At 48.8% G+C, this 17,798-nt stretch carries 15 protein-coding genes and 1 other RNA gene; 10 read left to right on the top strand and 6 right to left on the bottom strand.

Features of this window, described 5'->3' with window-relative positions; all coding sequences use genetic code 11:
- Positions 1-339 precede the first annotated feature (339 nt).
- Positions 340-1,812: a Do family serine endopeptidase gene (locus E0E47_RS04045; RefSeq protein WP_008625420.1), complete on the bottom strand. Its 1,473-nt coding sequence runs from the start codon at positions 1,810-1,812 to the stop codon at positions 340-342.
- A 202-nt stretch (positions 1,813-2,014) separates the two neighbouring features.
- Here E0E47_RS04045 and rnpB point away from each other — a divergent pair.
- Together rnpB and E0E47_RS04055 are read left to right on the top strand one after the other, a co-directional pair.
- Positions 2,015-2,377: RNase P RNA component class A (gene rnpB / locus E0E47_RS04050), an RNA gene on the top strand.
- A 33-nt stretch (positions 2,378-2,410) separates the two neighbouring features.
- On the top strand, positions 2,411-3,724 hold the full coding sequence (locus E0E47_RS04055) for a YihY/virulence factor BrkB family protein (RefSeq protein WP_130892958.1): 1,314 nt from the start codon (positions 2,411-2,413) through the stop codon (positions 3,722-3,724).
- 56 nt (positions 3,725-3,780) lie between these two features.
- Here E0E47_RS04055 and E0E47_RS04060 read toward each other — a convergent pair whose 3' ends face one another.
- On the bottom strand, positions 3,781-4,389 hold the full coding sequence (locus tag E0E47_RS04060; protein ID WP_008625437.1) for a riboflavin synthase: 609 nt from the start codon (positions 4,387-4,389) through the stop codon (positions 3,781-3,783).
- 158 nt (positions 4,390-4,547) lie between these two features.
- On the opposite strand from E0E47_RS04060, the gene E0E47_RS04065 reads away from it, so the two are divergent.
- The 7 genes from E0E47_RS04065 (at position 4,548) to E0E47_RS04095 (ending at position 11,617) form a co-directional block, all read left to right on the top strand.
- Positions 4,548-5,897, top strand: a complete 1,350-nt coding sequence (locus E0E47_RS04065; RefSeq protein ID WP_232038320.1) for a TolC family protein — start codon at positions 4,548-4,550, stop codon at positions 5,895-5,897.
- An 18-nt stretch (positions 5,898-5,915) separates the two neighbouring features.
- Positions 5,916-7,082 (top strand): efflux RND transporter periplasmic adaptor subunit, encoded by a 1,167-nt coding sequence (locus E0E47_RS04070; protein WP_130892960.1) that lies wholly within the window; start codon positions 5,916-5,918, stop codon positions 7,080-7,082.
- A gap of 21 nt (positions 7,083-7,103) precedes the next feature.
- Positions 7,104-7,865: an ABC transporter ATP-binding protein gene (locus tag E0E47_RS04075; protein ID WP_130892961.1), complete on the top strand. Its 762-nt coding sequence runs from the start codon at positions 7,104-7,106 to the stop codon at positions 7,863-7,865.
- A 12-nt stretch (positions 7,866-7,877) separates the two neighbouring features.
- Positions 7,878-9,116, top strand: a complete 1,239-nt coding sequence (locus E0E47_RS04080; RefSeq protein ID WP_130892962.1) for an ABC transporter permease — start codon at positions 7,878-7,880, stop codon at positions 9,114-9,116.
- A gap of 6 nt (positions 9,117-9,122) precedes the next feature.
- Positions 9,123-10,199 (top strand): sensor histidine kinase, encoded by a 1,077-nt coding sequence (locus tag E0E47_RS04085; RefSeq protein ID WP_130892963.1) that lies wholly within the window; start codon positions 9,123-9,125, stop codon positions 10,197-10,199.
- A complete protein-coding gene (locus E0E47_RS04090; protein ID WP_130892964.1) occupies positions 10,196-10,906 on the top strand; it encodes a LytR/AlgR family response regulator transcription factor in 711 nt (236 codons plus the stop codon). Before E0E47_RS04085 ends, E0E47_RS04090 begins: the two co-directional genes overlap by 4 nt.
- A gap of 93 nt (positions 10,907-10,999) precedes the next feature.
- Positions 11,000-11,617 carry a DUF4468 domain-containing protein gene (locus E0E47_RS04095; RefSeq protein ID WP_232038321.1) on the top strand — a complete coding sequence of 206 codons (618 nt, stop codon included), beginning with the start codon at positions 11,000-11,002 and terminating at the stop codon, positions 11,615-11,617.
- A gap of 127 nt (positions 11,618-11,744) precedes the next feature.
- Here E0E47_RS04095 and E0E47_RS04100 read toward each other — a convergent pair whose 3' ends face one another.
- Positions 11,745-14,039: a DEAD/DEAH box helicase gene (locus E0E47_RS04100; protein WP_130892965.1), complete on the bottom strand. Its 2,295-nt coding sequence runs from the start codon at positions 14,037-14,039 to the stop codon at positions 11,745-11,747.
- A gap of 55 nt (positions 14,040-14,094) precedes the next feature.
- On the opposite strand from E0E47_RS04100, the gene E0E47_RS04105 reads away from it, so the two are divergent.
- Positions 14,095-14,637: a DUF4143 domain-containing protein gene (locus E0E47_RS04105; protein WP_232038322.1), complete on the top strand. Its 543-nt coding sequence runs from the start codon at positions 14,095-14,097 to the stop codon at positions 14,635-14,637.
- Positions 14,638-14,880: 243 nt separating this feature from the next.
- Here the strand turns inward: E0E47_RS04105 and E0E47_RS04110 are convergent, their stop codons facing one another.
- Genes E0E47_RS04110 through E0E47_RS04120 form a run of 3 tightly spaced genes read right to left on the bottom strand, consistent with a single transcriptional unit; the run spans position 14,881 to position 17,728 of the window.
- Positions 14,881-15,633: a WecB/TagA/CpsF family glycosyltransferase gene (locus E0E47_RS04110; protein WP_130892966.1), complete on the bottom strand. Its 753-nt coding sequence runs from the start codon at positions 15,631-15,633 to the stop codon at positions 14,881-14,883.
- An 8-nt stretch (positions 15,634-15,641) separates the two neighbouring features.
- On the bottom strand, positions 15,642-16,706 hold the full coding sequence (locus tag E0E47_RS04115; RefSeq protein WP_130892967.1) for a glycosyltransferase family 4 protein: 1,065 nt from the start codon (positions 16,704-16,706) through the stop codon (positions 15,642-15,644).
- A gap of 38 nt (positions 16,707-16,744) precedes the next feature.
- Positions 16,745-17,728 carry an acyltransferase family protein gene (locus E0E47_RS04120; RefSeq protein ID WP_232038323.1) on the bottom strand — a complete coding sequence of 328 codons (984 nt, stop codon included), beginning with the start codon at positions 17,726-17,728 and terminating at the stop codon, positions 16,745-16,747.
- Positions 17,729-17,798 lie beyond the last annotated feature (70 nt).

A 17,798-nucleotide genomic window follows, 5' to 3' on the forward strand; every position in this document is an offset into this window, starting at 1 on the left:
AAAATGACAGGCCGGACACGCTCCGAACTTACACTCTCCTTCTCCGCTTGCGGCAAGAGTGGCCTTTCGTCCCGGCATCATGCCACAAAGAAGCCATGAAACGCTTACACGTTGCTCCCGTCACAATGCACGAGATTTGCGTATTTCCGTACACTTCCGCCACGGCTCACGAATAGCCGAATCTCGCGAAAGGCAGATTGACATTCTGACAAAAGGATAAAAACAAGACAGAAGAACATAAGGACAGATGTTTCCTTGCTGACGCAAACATCTTTTGTCCTTATGTTCTTCTGTATAGGATGGCAGACTTTCAAACCAGGCCTGTCAGCCCGTCACCGTTTATTTCTCATCCAATTCCACCACTGCGCTTCTCAACCGTCCGCTTTGCGTCACGGCACGAATCCACAGGATACGGTCGGAAGAACGGTTGGCTTCTTTTACAGCCTCTTCAAAATCTTCCATCGTGTTCATAGGCCTGTCGTTCACTTGCAGGATAATCCAACCTTTCTCTACTCCGGCATCCGCCATTTTACCTTTCTTCACGGCTACGACCTCCAAACCGTTCGGCAAGTTCAACTGGCGTTTAGTCTCGCTGTCCAAAGGCTTCAAGGCTGCCCCGAACTGGTCCATATCCATTTGCTCCAACACCTTGGTGTTGCCTTGCGCGTTGCGCAACACAGCTGTCACGGTGTCTTTCTTCTTGTTACGCATATAAGTGATTTTCACCTTGTCGCCCGGACGCATCGTACTGATGGCTTCCTGCAACTCGGCCATCTTCTTTACATCCTTACCGTTGACAGCAATGACCACGTCGCCCTTGCGCAACCCGGCCTCGGAAGCAGTGGAGTTGTCCTGAACTTCGGCCACATAAACACCGTTTACCGTACCCAAGTCCACCTCGTTGCCCTTGGACTTCTCGTCATCGATGTACCGGGTCACATCATTACCCATCACACCTAATTGGGCACGCTGCACGACGCCGAATTCCTTCAGGTCGGCCACGACCTTGTTCATGATGGTCGTCGGGATGGCAAAACCATAACCCGTATAAGAACCCGTCTGGGAATAAATCATCGCATTGATGCCCACCAACTCGCCACGTGCATTGACCAATGCGCCACCGGAATTACCACGGTTGATGGCGGCATCCGTCTGGATGAAGCTTTCTATGGAATTGGCACCCATCGAACGTGCTTTCGCACTGACGATACCTGCCGTCACCGTGGAAGTCAGGTTGAAGGGATTACCCACGGCCAAGACCCACTCTCCCAACTTCAAATCATCGGAATTGCCGATAGGCAGGGTCGGGAAATTCTTGCCCTCGATTTTAATCAAGGCCAAATCGGTCTGCTCGTCCGTACCGATAATGCGCCCCTTGAACTCGCGGTTGTCGTTCAGCTTCACCAACAATTCGTCCGCCTCGCTCACCACGTGGTTGTTGGTCACGATATAACCGTCGGAAGAAATAATCACTCCCGAACCAGAACCTTCACGCTTCGGGGTCTGTATTTGCCGCTGTTGGCGGCCTCCGCCCCCGAATCCGAAGAAATCGCCGAAGAAGTCGGAGAACGGATCCTGTACGTCCACGGTCTTCGTCTTACTGTTCGTCGTCACCTTGATGTATACCACTGCGTTGACGGACGTCTCCGCAGCCTGGGTCAAATCCACCAAGCCGGAGGGGGCGGCCGAAGGCTGTGCCTTGACCGGTGTCTCCACGCATCCCATCACACAAAAGCTGCCTATGAAAAGGGCGGCTGTTCCCAATACCTTTCTTGTTGTCTCTTTCATTGTTTCTGTTGTCATATTGTTCATACTAAATGATTCTTTTCGTCATAAACTTGCACAAAAGTAACGCCAAAGGACTTGTAATGTATCCTTTCAGTTTCCTTTTTGCTATCTTTTAACAGAGAATTCTTTCCCATTAACAGCGATTAAAATCGGACACTGACATTTTTACATTCGTTGACCTGAATTTTGTCAGCTCGAAAAAAAGAAGTACTTTTGTGACATCAAAGCAGTGGGCCGGCTTGCCGCTGCCGGCTCAGGCCGGGAGAGGAAAGTCCGGGCAACACAGGGCATTCCACTTCTTAACGGGAAGTAATCCGTGAGGGTTAGAGCGTGCAGAAGAAAAGAACCGCCGTCCGCAAGGACGGTAAGGGTGAGAAGGCGGGGTAAGAGCCCACCGGCCGGATGGCGACATCCGGGCCGTGCATTCTGGAAGTTGAAAGTTCGCGTATACCGGCGCCACAAGAGAGGGCGGCCCGCCCGAGCTGGAGGGTAGAACGATAGAGCCTTGCGGCGACGTAAGGTCTGGATAAATGGCAAGCACTTCGTTTCATACGAGGCACAGAACCCGGCTTACAGGCCGACTGCTTTTTCTTTTTTCATCACCTTTTAACATGAAAAGCCTATGCCGTTCAACATGCATCAACTGGAATTCTTCTTCACGCACAAAATATGGTTCATCAATGAAGAAAAGTTTCCACCGGTCAAAAAATACGCATTCAACGCCCTCCGCAAATTAGTGCTCACGTCTGAATGCTACCTGTCCAAGCACCTGAACAGCCATGCTTCGGCCCTGACCTACTCCACCATACTGGCCACCGTCCCCATCTTGGCCATCATTTTTGCCATCGGCCGGGGATTGGGATACGGTTCCATCATCGAAGAGAAAATCAAAAGCAACCTGAGCGTCAACCAACAGTTTGCCGACATGGTGCTGAATTTCATCAATTCATACCTCGAGCATACGCAAAGCGGCATCTTCATCGGTTTCGGCCTGCTTTTATTGTTGTACACCGTCGTCCAACTGACCGCCAACATCGAAATCGCCCTGAACAGCATTTGGAACGTGAAAAACCAACGCTCCATTTACCGCCAGATAACGGACTATATCAGCGTCTTCCTTCTTCTGCCCATCCTGATCATCATCAGCAGCGGCCTTTCCATATTCCTGGCTACCATCGCACAAGACTATCCGAATTTCATGGTGCTCAGCACGACGGTGAAGATTCTCATCAAACTGTCCCCATACGCCTTGAGCGGCCTGCTCTTCACAGCCCTCTACATGTACATGCCCAATACGGACATCCGTTTCCGGAATGCCGTCCTTCCGGGTTTCATCGCCGGTACGGCGTTCCAGTTCCTTCAATATTTCTACATCCATTCCCAGATATGGGTGTCCAGCTACAATGCCATTTACGGGTCGTTCGCAGCCTTGCCCATGTTCATGCTGTGGGTCAATTTCTCATGGATTATCTGCCTTTTCGGTGCCCAACTTTCTTATGCCAACCAAAACCTGAGAAGTTACTACTACATCAAAGACATCCATAAGATAAGCCGCAGCTACCACGACGTGCTGCTCATCCTCATCATGTCGAAAGTGTGCAAACGGTTTGAAAAAGGTATGGAGGGCTACACCGTGAAAGGGCTTTCGGTAGAAACGAACCTCCCGTCAGGAGTGGTCGGCCGCCTGACCCACGAACTGAGCCGGATGCACCTGTTGGTTCTCGACGGGACGAACGAAGATGCCGCCGTGCGCTTTGCCCCGGCCGAAGACATCAACCATCTGACTGTAAACCTGCTGTTGGAACGAATAGACAATTATGGCGACAAATTCACTCCGGCAGCCATCCACCGGAACAATACGGAATGGGAAAACATACGTGAACTACGTGCGCGATATATAAATAAGGAGAAACCCATCCTGCTCAAAGATATCTGAGCGAGAATGGGTTCATAGGGCTTTTACGGCCAATACAAAGCAAAAGCCGCCCCTTCCTATTCATTGAGCAGACCCGTCATGCGGCTCAGATACTTGCCGATGATGTCGAACTCGAGGTTGACCACTGAACCCGGTTTCAAAGAATGGAAATTGGTATGCTCATACGTATAAGGAATTATGCAAACCTGAAAAGTGTCTTTTGTGGGATGGCATACCGTGAGACTGACACCGTTGACCGTCACCGAACCTTTATCCACACAAAAATAGCCCCTCTTCACCATTCCGGCATCAAAAGCATGGCGGAAAGTATAGACATAACTGCCTTCGGCATCTTCGACCGACACACACTCGGCCGTACAGTCCACATGCCCCTGCACGATATGCCCGTCCAACCGCCCGTTCATCATCATGGAACGTTCCACATTCACCTCGTCGCCCACTTTCAAAAGCCCGAGATTCGAACGTTCGAGCGTCTCCTTCATCGCCGTCACCGTATAACACCCGTCCTGAATGCGGACCACCGTAAGGCACACGCCGTTATGGGCCACGCTTTGGTCTATCTTCAGTTCGTCCACAAAAGAGCATTGCAAAGTAAAATGCACATTTTCCTGCTCTTTCATAATCCCGGTGACCCGGGCACATTCTTCTACAATTCCTGAGAACATAATCCTATCACGTTTTATAGTTTTCTTTCAAATTTCAAATATACTCTTTTTAGTAGACATATTCAGCGATTCAGTCGAAAAAAAATCCCTCATAGTACAATTTATTTCCTCCCCATCTTTATTCTTTGTACTTTTGTACAGTTAAAAAGATGAACTTCATGAGTTACAAGAATTATTTGATGTATGCCGCGTGCCTGTTTCAGGCTCTGGCCGTCGCCGGACAAGACTCGACCCGATGGTCACTGCAAGAATGCATCGACTATGCCATCGCCCATAACATTCAATTAAAGCAAAACAAAATTACGGAAGAACAGGGTGCTGCCGACCTGCTTCAAAAGAAGGCCGAACTGTTCCCCAGCTTGTCTTTCAGTACCACACAAGCCATAGACTACCGGCCGCTGCAAAAGTCCGAGACCAGTATCGTAGCCAATGGCATCGCCAACAGTTCCTCTAACAAATTGACGGAAAACGGCAACTATGGCCTCAACGCATCGTGGACCGTATGGGACGGAGGAGCCAACCGCAAAAACATCAAGGCACAAAAGCTACAAAACCAAATCTCGGCCTTGGCCACACAGGCCACAGCCAACAGCATCCAAGAACAGATAGCCCAGTTGTACGTGCAAATCCTCTATTCGAAGGATGCCTTGGACGTAAACAAAGCCATGGAAGAAACGGCAAAGAGCCAGTTTGGACGCGGAAAGGAGATGTATGAGCAAGGGCAAATCTCCAAAGCCGACCTGGCTCAGTTGGAGGCACAAGCCGCCAGTGCACAATACGACTGCGTGGCTACCCAGACCCAAATCGACAACTACAAACGGCAATTGAAAGAACTGTTGGAAATCACGGACGACCGTAAGTTCGACATCTCAGGTATAGGAACAAATGATGAAGCAACGATGCAACTTATCCCCAGTGTCAACGAAGTGTACCAGAAAGCATTAAACCTGCGCCCGGAAATCCAAAGCAGCCGGTTGAGCATCGATGCCGCCGATTTGGACATCGACATTGCCAAAGCCGGATATTACCCCTCCATCTCGTTGACAGCCGGTATCGGCGACAGCCACTATTCCGGCAGCCGTGAATCGGCAGGGGAACAAATGAGACAGAACCTGAGTGCCTCGGCCGGTGTGACACTGTCCATACCTATTTTCGACAACAAACGAAACAAAACCAACGTGCAAAAAGCCAAGCTGAACAAAATGGACAGCGAACTACAATTGCAGGACCAACAGAAGAAACTATACAGTACCGTAGAAGAGTATTGGCTCAACGCATACAGCAACCAACAGAAATATGTAGCAGCCAACGCCAAACTAAAAAGTGCCCAGACTAGCTACGAGCTGTTGGACGAGCAGTTCAAAAACGGCCTGAAAAACATCGTGGAACTCATGAACGGACGGGACGAGCTGATGAGCGCGCAACAAGACCGCCTGCAAAGCAAATACAATACCCTGCTCCATATCCAACTCCTCAAATTCTACCAAGGAGAAAGTATCAACCTTTAAAAACAGAACAGACGCCATATGAAAAAAAAGAAGATTATCATCACGGTTGCCATTGTTGCCATCGCAGCAGTCATTGCCATAATCGCATGGCCCAAGAAGAGTGTGCCCGTGGAGTTTGAAATGACTGACGTGCAACCGGATACCATCCGTAACAGCGTGACCGCCACGGGAACCATAGAACCTGTAACGGAAGTAGAAGTCGGTACACAGGTCTCCGGTATCATCAGCAACATATATGTGGACTATAATAGCCTCGTGAAAAAAGGGCAAGTCATCGCGGAATTGGACAAAACGACCCTCAACAGTGAATTGAACAGTGCCCGGGCCAATCTGGCAAGTGCCAAAAGCGAACTGGATTACCAGACGGCCAATTACAAACGCTATAAGACGCTGAACGAAAAGGGTCTCGTAAGCCGTAATGATTACGAAGTGGCCTATCTGGATTACCGCAAGGCTTTGGAAACTTACAACACCACGAAAGAAAGCGTGAAGAAGGCCGAGACTAATATAGGCTATGCCACCATCACGTCTCCCATCGACGGTATCGTGTTAAGCAAGGAAGTGGAAGAAGGACAGACCGTGGCGGCCAGTTTCGAGACACCTACCCTTTTCACCATCGCCAAAGACTTGACCGACATGCGTGTCATTGCCGACATCGACGAAGCAGATATCGGGAATGTAAAAGAAGGGCAAAACGTCACGTTTACCGTAGACGCATACCCCAACGACACTTTCCACGGGCAAGTGACACAAGTCAGACAAGAAGCCACGGAGACAGACAACGTCATCACTTACGAAGTCGTCATTTCCGCACCGAACAACGACCTCAAACTGAAACCCGGACTGACAGCCAACGTATCGGTCAGCACACTGGAACGTACAAATGTACTGAGTGTAAAAGCCAAAGCCTTACGTTTCACCCCGACCAAAGAAGTATTGGGCAAAGCGTATAAAATCGTAGACACGGACGGCAAGAACAAGCTTTGGACGCGCGAAGGAAATACACTGACGGCCCACAAGGTAAACATAGGAGCGACAGACGGAATCCGGACCGAAATCCTGGGAGGCATCAAGCAAGGAACGCAAGTCGTAATGTCCATGACGGAAATAAAGGCACCGGAAGAGCCGCAGGAAGAAGAAACCAACCCGTTCATGCCACGTCCCAAAAAGAAAGAAAAGAAATAACCCGGGTAAAAGTCCATTATCATGGAAGGATACGAACAGAAAAAAGTAGTCATAGAGCTACAGAATGTGAAACGGAACTTTATCGTGGGCGATGAAGTGGTACATGCCCTGCGGGGAGTGTCGTTCAAGATTCACGAAGGGGAGTTTGTCACCATCATGGGAACGTCCGGTTCCGGCAAGTCCACGTTGCTGAACCAATTAGGTTGTTTGGATACGCCCACTTCGGGAGAATATATATTGGACGGCGTACACGTCCGCACCATGAAGCGCCGGGAACGGGCAGTCCTGCGCAACCGCAAAATCGGTTTTGTATTCCAGAACTATAACTTGCTCCCCAAGACAACAGCAGTAGAAAACGTGGAACTTCCACTTATGTACAATTCATCCGTCTCTGCCAAAGAAAGAAAGGAACGGGCTGTCAAGGCACTCGAAATGGTAGGCCTCGGTAATCGCCTCTACCACAAGTCCAACCAGATGTCGGGCGGACAAATGCAGCGTGTGGCCATCGCCCGGGCCTTAGTCAACGACCCGGCCGTACTCTTGGCCGACGAGGCGACCGGTAATCTGGATACACGTACCTCTTTCGAAATCCTGGTATTGTTCCAACAACTTCATGCCATGGGACGTACCATCATTTTCGTGACACACAACCCAGAGATAGCCCAATACAGCAGCCGCAATATCACATTGCGCGACGGATTGATACGGGAAGACACCCTGAACTCCAACATACTGTCTGCGGCAGAGGCTTTGGCACAGCTTCCGCTTCCGCAGGACGATTAAATAAAGGAATACATGAATACTACCAATCTTTTCAAAATAGCCCTCAAGGCCATTGCTTCCAATAAGCTACGCTCTTTCCTGACCGCCCTTGGCATCATCATCGGCGTGGCCTCGGTTATTGCCATGCTGGCCATCGGCCAAGGTTCGAAACGCAGCATCCGCAAACAAATCTCGGAAATGGGTTCGAATATGATCATGATACACCCGGGAGCGGATATGCGTGGCGGCGTGCGTCTGGATGCAGACGAAATGCAGACCCTGAAACTGGAAGACTACGAAAGCATACGCAATGAAGCAAAATACCTGACAGCCGTCAGTCCGTCAGTCAACAGTGCCGGACAGTTCATTTACGGGAACAACAACGCCCCGTCCAGCATATACGGGGTCAACGAAGATTACCTCAGCATACAGCAACGCAAAGTGGCAGACGGCGAGTTCTTCACGGAACAGGATATCAAAACGGCCGCCAAGGTATGCGTGTTGGGACAAACCGTAGTGGACAACCTGTTCCCTGACGGAAGTAGCCCGATCGGACGTGTGGTGCGGTTCAATTCCATCCCGTTTCGTGTGGTCGGCGTACTGAAGTCCAAAGGTTACAACTCTTGGGGAATGGACCAAGACGACATGGCACTCGCCCCTTACACCACAGTCATGAAACGTATCCTGGCGGTGACTTACCTTCAAGGCATCAACTGTTCCGCCGTTACCGAAGATGCCACGGATATGGCGATCGAGGAAATCACCGGAATCTTACGCAAGAACCATAATTTAAAAGAAGAAACGGAAACCACGGAAGCCGATGTGGACGACTTCACCATCCGAAGCCAAGAGGAAATCTCCTCCATGATGAATTCCACGATGGACTTGTTGACGATTTTATTAGGTAGCGTGGCCGGCATCTCACTGATTGTCGGAGGTATAGGCATCATGAACATCATGTACGTGTCCGTCACGGAACGGACCAAGGAAATCGGACTCCGCATGTCTGTGGGGGCACGCGGCATAGACATACTGAGCCAGTTCCTCATCGAAGCCGCCATACTGAGTTTCGCGGGAGGCTTGATTGGTGTCATATTAGGTATAGGAGCCGCTTATGCCATCAAATTTGCCGCCAACATGCCCATTTTCATCCAATGGTGGAGCATCGTGATGAGTTTCGGTGTCTGCACGTTTATCGGGATTTTCTTCGGTTGGTACCCGGCCAAGAAGGCCGCCAACATGGATCCTATCGAAGCCATCCGGTATGAATAGTTCGGTATGAAATGGAACATTAATCATAAATATCCTCAGGAACTGCTCATACATCTTTTTGTATGGGTATTCCTTTTCGGCCTTCCCCCGATGCTCATAGGGCACACCAATGAGCGGTTGGACGAAGAAGAGATCTTCCGCATGATGGGAAACCCCATAGCCATGACATTGGTGTTCTACATTAATTATATATGGTTGGTGCCCCGGTTGGTCTTCAACAAAAAGAACAAGATATACGTCCTGCTCAACGTCATTTTATGTGCAGGCATGCTCTTTTTCACCCATTTTTGGTTCAGACTGGGTAATGTCTATTTCCACATTCCCCTTCCCCCACCTCCAAACGACAGCTTGTGGATGTGGACATTCCTGTCATTCCGAATCAGGGATTTCATCCTGTTCGGCCTGATAGCTGCAGTGGCCGCCACCATCCGTATGAGCAAAAAATGGCACGAAGCTGAATTAGGCAGGCAAAAGGCCGAACTGAAACGGATTGAAGCCGAATTGAAAAACCTGCACAACCAGATTAATCCGCACTTCCTGCTCAACACCCTGAACAACATCTATGCCCTGATTGCCTTCGATGCCGACAAGGCACAACAGGCAGTACAGGACCTCAGCCGGTTGTTGCGTCATCTGCTTTACGACAACAATCAGGATTTCATCCCGTTGGACCGTGAACTGGAATTTCTGAAAAACTATGTGGCACTGATGAAAATCAGATTGTCGCCCAATGTGGACTTGCAATTCCATATCGACATTCCAAGCGAAAACCCGATCCGGGTAGCTCCGCTTATCTTCATATCCTTATTTGAAAATGCCTTCAAACACGGCATCAGCCCGGTCAAACCGAGCTTTATCCACATCAAAATCTACAGTTCCGGTCCCGGTGCCTTAAGTTGCTCTATCGAAAATTCTTATTTTCCTAAGCAAAGGAACGACATCAGCGGCAGCGGCATCGGTCTGGAACAAGTCCAGAAACGCCTAGACCTGATTTATCCCGGCAAATATGAATGGACCAAAGGTTGTGATGAGAACGCCACGGTCTACAAATCAACAATAACGATACACACCACCACGAAATGACTCTTAAATGCGTAATCATAGATGACGAACCGTTGGCTTTGGAACTGATGGAAAGTTATGTCCGCAAAACACCTTTCCTGGAACTCTGCGGCAAATACAACAGTGCCGTCATGGCACTGAACGACATTAACTTCAGGAACATCGACTTATTGTTTTTGGACATACAGATGCCCGACCTCAACGGCTTGGAACTATCCCGGATGCTCCCCCAAGACACCCGTATCGTTTTTACCACGGCTTTCGACCAGTATGCATTGGACGGTTTCAAAGTCAATGCTTTGGATTACCTGCTCAAGCCTATCAACTACAATGAGTTCCTGACAGCTTCCCGTAAAGCTTTGGAATGGTTTGAATTGAAACATCAGGCAAATCCTTCCCATGAAGAGGACTTTATTTACGTAAAATCGGACTATAAACTCGTCCAAATCCGGTTGGAAGACATACTCTACATCGAAGGACTAAAAGACTATCTGAAGATCTATACGGAAAACGCCCCCCGCCCTGTCCTGACACTTGTCAGCATGAAAAGCATGGAGGAACGCCTGCCGTATCCCCGATTCATGCGCGTCCACCGCTCTTACATCGTACAGATGAACAAAGTGAAAACATTGGATAAGGGGCAAATCATTTTCGGCAAAACCCGCATCCCCATTTCAGACACCTATAAAACAGATATTACGGCCTACTTGAACAAGTATCTCTTATAAAAGGTACAAAAATGACTAAAACAAAAGGACAGTCTGCCCGATATTGCTTTTCTTTTATTAAATTTGCGCAGAACTTCAAAAAAGATTGAACCCATGAGAAAAATTCTATTATTGCTATTATGCGTACCGATGTTGGTTTGCGCAAAATCAAAAAGAGACGACAGCAAATACCTGATCGGTGCCGTACCAGAAGTGAACGGACAAGTGCTGTTCCAACAGACCTTTGCCGTAGAAGGCAAAAACAAACAGCAGATATACGACGTGATGAAGGCTTACCTCAACCGTTTAATGAAAGGGGAACAGCAAATGAAAGGTACCAAAATGGCTATGGAAGAAGCTTCTACCGGTACGTTGGTCGGACGTTTCGAAGAATGGATGATATTCAAGAAGAAACCTTTCGTCTTGGATCGCACCCGTTTCCGTTATTTGCTCACCATAAAATGCTCCGACGGGAAGTGTCACATGGAACTGACGCAAATCAGTTACTATTATGAGGAAGATTTGGACGGGTATAATGGCCGTACCTACAAGGCAGAAGAGTGGATCAATGATGCCAACGCCCTCAACAAAGCCAAAAACAAACTGTTGTGGGGTTCCGCCAAGTTCCGTCGCAAGACGGTAGACCGCGTAGAGGAAATCTTCACCGGAGCACGCGACGCTTTTGAGCAACCGGCAAAAGAAGAGCACCGGGCCACGAAACTCATCGAATAAAAAGAGCCATATGGCCGGAGCCTATAAGTTGGCACACAAAAATGCCGCAAACAGTCCAAAAATATTCGGAGGGCAGTTTGCGGCATTTTTGTGTATGATTGTTTATATGCGGATAATTCCTACCTTGTCAGGTGCCTAATTCAACGACTTTCTCTTTTCCCGGGAAAACGGTCAGCCTTGCAGTTCCGTCACCATTTATCACCACCTTTGAGTAGTTGGCCTCCACGACGACTTTTCCATCCAACATGATGATTCCCCACCGGCATGGACTGACCTCAACGGCGCAATAGTAGCCGACGGGGTACTGGATGCTCCTGTAAACCGGAGGGACTACCACCTTCCCCCCCTGCCTCAATCCCCATCTCATGCCGGACTTGAACGGCACGGCAGTTTTCATCATCTCCAAACGTGCCATGCGCTTCCGTTCGTTTGTCTGCCGCTCCTCGGCCACCATCATATCCGTCCGTCTTGCCGCCTCGACTTTCAGGCGGGGTATCACCACGTCAAAATCCTCATCCACCGTCTTGGGATTTTCACAAGCGATGTATTTCTTGCCCCTGCCTTCCTCCACAATGTAATACTTGCCGGCATTGTCCACGATGACAATACTTCCGCCAGACAGCATGCCGCAATAACGGTAATAGGTGTCATAATCATTTGCAAGCAGGCACACACAGTCATGCCCCCAACGGGCATCGTCTTCGTTGACTTGACGGCATACGGGAGCGGCATAATAATCATAGACAAGAAGACAGAAACTTGTGGCATGAAAAATATGACATCCGGAGACTTTCCTGGTTTTGTACAGTTCCTTTGTCCGGCTGTAATACATACCGTCCGCTTCAAGCATTTGTACAGGTCCGAACTGCCGTATCCTCGGCTGTTTATCGCATATTTGGCCGCTGAGCAAATCCATGTATGTTTTCCGGCCGCTATTACCCGTAAGTGCAAGGATCTTGCCTTTCATGAATTTTGCGCTTCGGCAACGTCCCAACCGCATCCTGACGTTGCCGGATTCGTCCACGACGCCCGCTTGCCCGTTGTCAAAACACACGGTGGCAAGCCCTTCAGCCGTGTCAAGGACGCTATGGTATCGTGCCGTGGACGTTATCTTGTTGCCGCGCTTCAAGCCGTACAGGCCGCTTGCCCTGTCCTTGAACGGTCTCAGCTTTTCGGGTTGCAGCGAATCGTTCTCCGGCAAAGATTTGCCGCTTTGCAGGTAATCCAACAACTGTCCGTGCGACACGATGGTTTCCAGTTGTCCGTCTGTTTCTGCTGTTTTATCTTTATCTGTTTCTTGCGATACAGCCATATATGACACCGCCCTCGTATTTGTGTCTGGATAACCTTTTCCGGCAAGCCGTCCCTCGAACATCGCCTGCCAGTCCCGGTGGGCCGTCGGCAGACCGAACAGGCGGTAAAGCCCCACGTTGTCGATTATCATGCAGCTTTCCTTGCCTTCCGTCTTGCGCAGTCCGCGCCCCACCTGTTGCAAGTACTTGGGCAACGACAGTGTCGGCCGTGCCAACTGGATAAACTCCACGTCAGGGCAGTCAAAGCCCTCGCTGAATATGTCCACATTGACAAGAACCTGTATCTTGCCCTGCCTGAAGCTTTCGACAAGCCGTTTCCGTTCGTTTGCGGGTGTCTTGCTGTCAATGGCGACGGCGTTCATCCCGTATTGATTGTAATATCCGGAGATGTTCCGCGCATGGCTGATGCTGATGGCGTACACGATGCCCTTCTTGCCATCGGCATATTGCCTTACGCTCCCATATAGCCTTTCGATACTTGGTCGCCTGTTCAGCACGGTGTCCATCTCCTTCACCTGGAAATCACCGTCCGCTCCCCGTCTTTCCAGTCCGTTTATCAACCGTTGGTCTTCGCTGTCCGGACGTATGGATACATAATCAAAGGCGGAAAGCCATCCTTGCCGGATAAAGTCCGCTATGCTATCCGATGTGATAAGCGTGCCAAACAAGTCAGTGAACCCCTTGCCGTTCAACCGGCACGGGGTGGCAGTCATGCCCAACTTCTTCGCATCCGGATAGCGCAGCCACAAATCCCTGTAAGTCCCGGCAAGCGCATGGTGCGCTTCATCTATCACAATCAGACCCGGCCTTTCGTCCCTCACGTCCTCCCAATGCTTTAACAACCACTGGATGGACATCACCTTCACCCTTCCGTCATCTTTGGATATGCCGTAATGTGCGACCGTCTCCTCTATCTGCTCCACCAACTCGCGGCGGTGCGCAACAATCCAAACGCTTGCTGTATCATCAGCCATCATCCGGTCGGATATGACCGAAGCGAGCAAGTGTGTCTTGCCCGTTCCTGTGGGCATCTGCACCATCACGGACGGGTATTGCCGCCAAGCTTCGAACAAATTGTGCTTGATGTTTTGTTGGTAAGGACGGAGCATATAGGGTATAAACAACTGACGGCATCGGCCTGTCATTCTTCAATCGAATGCATTCGTGCAGAAAAATGTAATATTCTCACAGGACCACGACACACGCCGCATCCTCTTGTCATTGTCCGCCGTGACTTCTCCAAACACGCGCCCGCAAGCCTGTGCCACGCATCAACCAAATGTGGGACTCCATCCATTCACAACTCGCCAAAGACAACAAGAAGTTCATCTACGGAGCGGTAAAAAAGGCGCACGTGCCTCCGAGTTTGAAATCGCCATACAATGGCTTATTGATGCAGGGCTTGTTTATCGCATAAATCGTGTCACGTCGCCCACAATGCCTTTGAAGTTCTATGAAGATTTCTCCGCCTTCAAGCTGTTCACGCTCGACGTAGGCTTGATGGGTGCAATGGTCGGCAATCCCCCCGAGGACATCCTGATAGGTGAAAGCTGTTTCAGCGAGTACAAAGGAGCTTTCACCGAACTTTTTGTCCTCACGCAAATCATGCCGCAAGACATCCCCGTCTATTATTACAGTGCAAACGACTCCCGCGTCGAAATTGATTTCATCATCCAGAAAGGCGGCAGGATAACCCCGGGGAAGTAAAGGCAAAAGTGAACGTACACTCAAAATCATTGCGCACATACATTGACAAGCATCCCGGACTTACAGGCATGCGCCTCTCCATGTTACCCTACAAAGACCAAGGCTGGATGGTGAACAAGCCGTTGTATGCGGTCGGCTTTTGCTTGTAAGGGGGGGGATTGGTTTATTTCTTAATGCAGGTTATGCGTAAGCGTCCAAAACAGACGTGTTCCCATTGTATTCAAGCTGTTTTGCAAGTAGATTTTACTTGTCGAAAGGATTTTTATATATGCCCAATAATTGCTTAGCAAAATAGTAGAAGAACAACATATCGTCTACAAAATATCGCTTGAACATCCGTTTGGGTTCCATGAGGAAACGATAAAACCATTCCAAGGCTAGCTTTTGGAAGATTGCGGGAGCACGTTTCACGTTCCCTGCCTCGAAGTCGATAGTCGCGCCAAGTGCCATCCACAAGTCCACTTCCGGCATACGGTCTTTATGTGTGAATATCCACTTCTCCTGTTTGGGGCAACCTACACCCACTAGCACCACGTTTGCCCCGCTCGCGTTTATCACCTTATATATGTGCTCGTTTTCATCCTTGTTTTTCTCGAAACCCATGGATGGGGAATAAGCACCGACCACGATTTGCCGCCCCACTTTCTCGTTGATGCGTTCCATGGCCTTGACCGCCACGCCCCCCTTCGCCCCAAGAAGGAATATCCTGCACCAAGGGTCGTAGCGGTGATGCATGTAGAAGGCTGTGAAGAAGCTCGACCCGGGAATGGCCTCTGGCAGCGGACATTTCAACAGTTTCGATAGTAGATAGAGTATTTTGCTGTCGCACACTAACCAATCGGCTTGCCTGTATAGCCCGTAAAAAGCTCTGTCCTTTTGCAGCTTTACCAAATGGTCTACGTTGGGGGTTATCAGCACGCCTTTATCCAGTTTTTGCAATAACTCATCCTGTGTCAGCGCGAGTATGTCTATGTTTAAAAATCGGGTTGTATTCATAATCACATCTACTGAGCGTTGCCTTTCATGTCCGCATAAAGTTCTTTCAGCTTATGTATGTTCGCATCCAACGAAAATACCTCCTTTATCAAGCCATACGACTTTCGGCTGAAAGCCATCCTTAAATCCTCGTCACCGACCAGTTTCAGCAAGCACCTGCAGAGGGCATCCACATCGCCCGGCCTTATCAAGAAAGCGTTTTTCCCGTCATGCAACACTTCAGGAATAGACGCGATGGACGTGCTAATGTTGGGTATGCCTTGGGCCATGGTCTCCAAAATGGCCATCGGCAAGCCTTCATTGTAGGACGGCAACACGTTAATCATGCTCTGTTTCATAAAGTCCTCCTTTTGCTTGCCGTCCACCCATCCGACATGGGCAATCCGATGCTCAATGCCCAACGCCTTTGCCTTGCGCGAAACCTCTTCCACTTCACCATCACCGCAAAGGAGGAACTTCACGCCTTCCGGCAAATCCTTGTCTGTCCGTCTGATTGCTTCCAACAAGTCATAAACGCCTTTCCTCTGCCCCAATCTCCCAAGGAACAGTACTTTGTCAGCTTTTATGTCGTAAGGATTAGCGGGAGGCGCATACACCGCATTGTAGAGCACTTGAACCTTCGCTTCGGGTGTCTTGTCCGTAATCATGGACACCAGATGCCTGCTTAGCACAATGTTCAGGTCAGCCATGCGGAGTATTTTGTTTACATACTGCTTGCCTTTGGGAGAAAGACTGTTGTAGAACAGCTCGAACTCTGCGCCATGATGGTGCAATATCACCCTGATGCCCAATCGCCTCAAAGCCCTCACAAGAAACGCTTTCCGGTAGAAACTGCCTCGCTCTGCCACATGCAAATGGGCTACGTCCGGCCTTTCGCATAACGCCAACCAAAGAATGCGGATGCAAGCCACGGCAAAATAGACCATCAACACGAATTTGTTGGCCTCTATGTGCGTAGGCACATAGTTGATTTTCACGCCCTCCCAATGGGGATAGTTCAAATAGTTCTTGACAACAGAGACCATGCCTCCTTTCACTTTAAGTGAGGAGGAACACATAAGAATGCGAACCATAAAAGAATTATATAGTTTGTAAGTGTATTCAGGCTGTGTTATATCTCAAACACTTTTCTCCACTGATAATCTTCCGTTCTGAAGGTTTGGCTGAAAATACGCGCCAAACAGCGGCACACATATGCCATAAACAGTATATAAGCAGTGACAATGAGAAGATTCAAAGGAAAAAGCCAATTGAGCCTGTCCGTGAAAAGGTAGAATTGGATAAGGTATGATTCCAAACACAAACCGCCTGTCAACATGATTGCATTGCGTCCCATGCGAGTTGAATAAAGTCTTTTTAAAACTTCTGCATTGCAACACCTCCAAAAATAATACACAATGCCTGCAAGGAAAGGCAATGTGAGAATTTGCCAAGGGGCGATGGATGTGTTTTTCTTTGACATGAATTGTATGCCGTAAAAAACGGTTAGGCACAGAACAAGCATTGCAGCATCAGTCCATTTCGTTTTGACCATCAAAATTCCGCCCTTAACTTTTAGCCCAATCCAAGCTCCCATCAGCATCATGCAAAAAAAAGGAATCCACCGGAATAGTGTCGTAATGCCATATATGCCTTTGCTGCCTGTCTCCACCTTGTAAGGAAAAAAACAGTAAGCTATCAATGTAATGATAACCACAGTTGTCACTACCCAAGAAAAATGCTGTATGCAATACTTCTGAACGAAGTACAGCAATACGTAGTAGATCATAATAGCAATAATAAATTCACCCCCCAATATTTTATATATATTTAACTTATTTGCAGGCAAATATCCGACTAATATAACTAAAAATAAACAAGCAAAAACGGAAGGATAAATTCTACTTATACGCTTCTTATACCAATTGTCAAACCGATTCGTTCCACGCCAAAACAAGGTATATCCCGAACAAAATAAGAATAATGCATCACCGATTGCCCCTCCTGTCGCCAATGCCGAATACTTGAGATACATAATGTCCGCATGGCTGTTAATGATGAGAAACACCGCTAAGAACTTCACGATGTCAATGCTTATATCACGTTGTTTTGGCATAAGAATTATATGTTTAAAATTATACATCCTTCTTTACTTTGCAGTATTATTCATTGATGTACGGATACTT

The organism is Paraprevotella xylaniphila YIT 11841, assembly GCF_900683745.1.
Classification (GTDB): Bacteria; Bacteroidota; Bacteroidia; order Bacteroidales; family Bacteroidaceae; genus Paraprevotella; species Paraprevotella xylaniphila.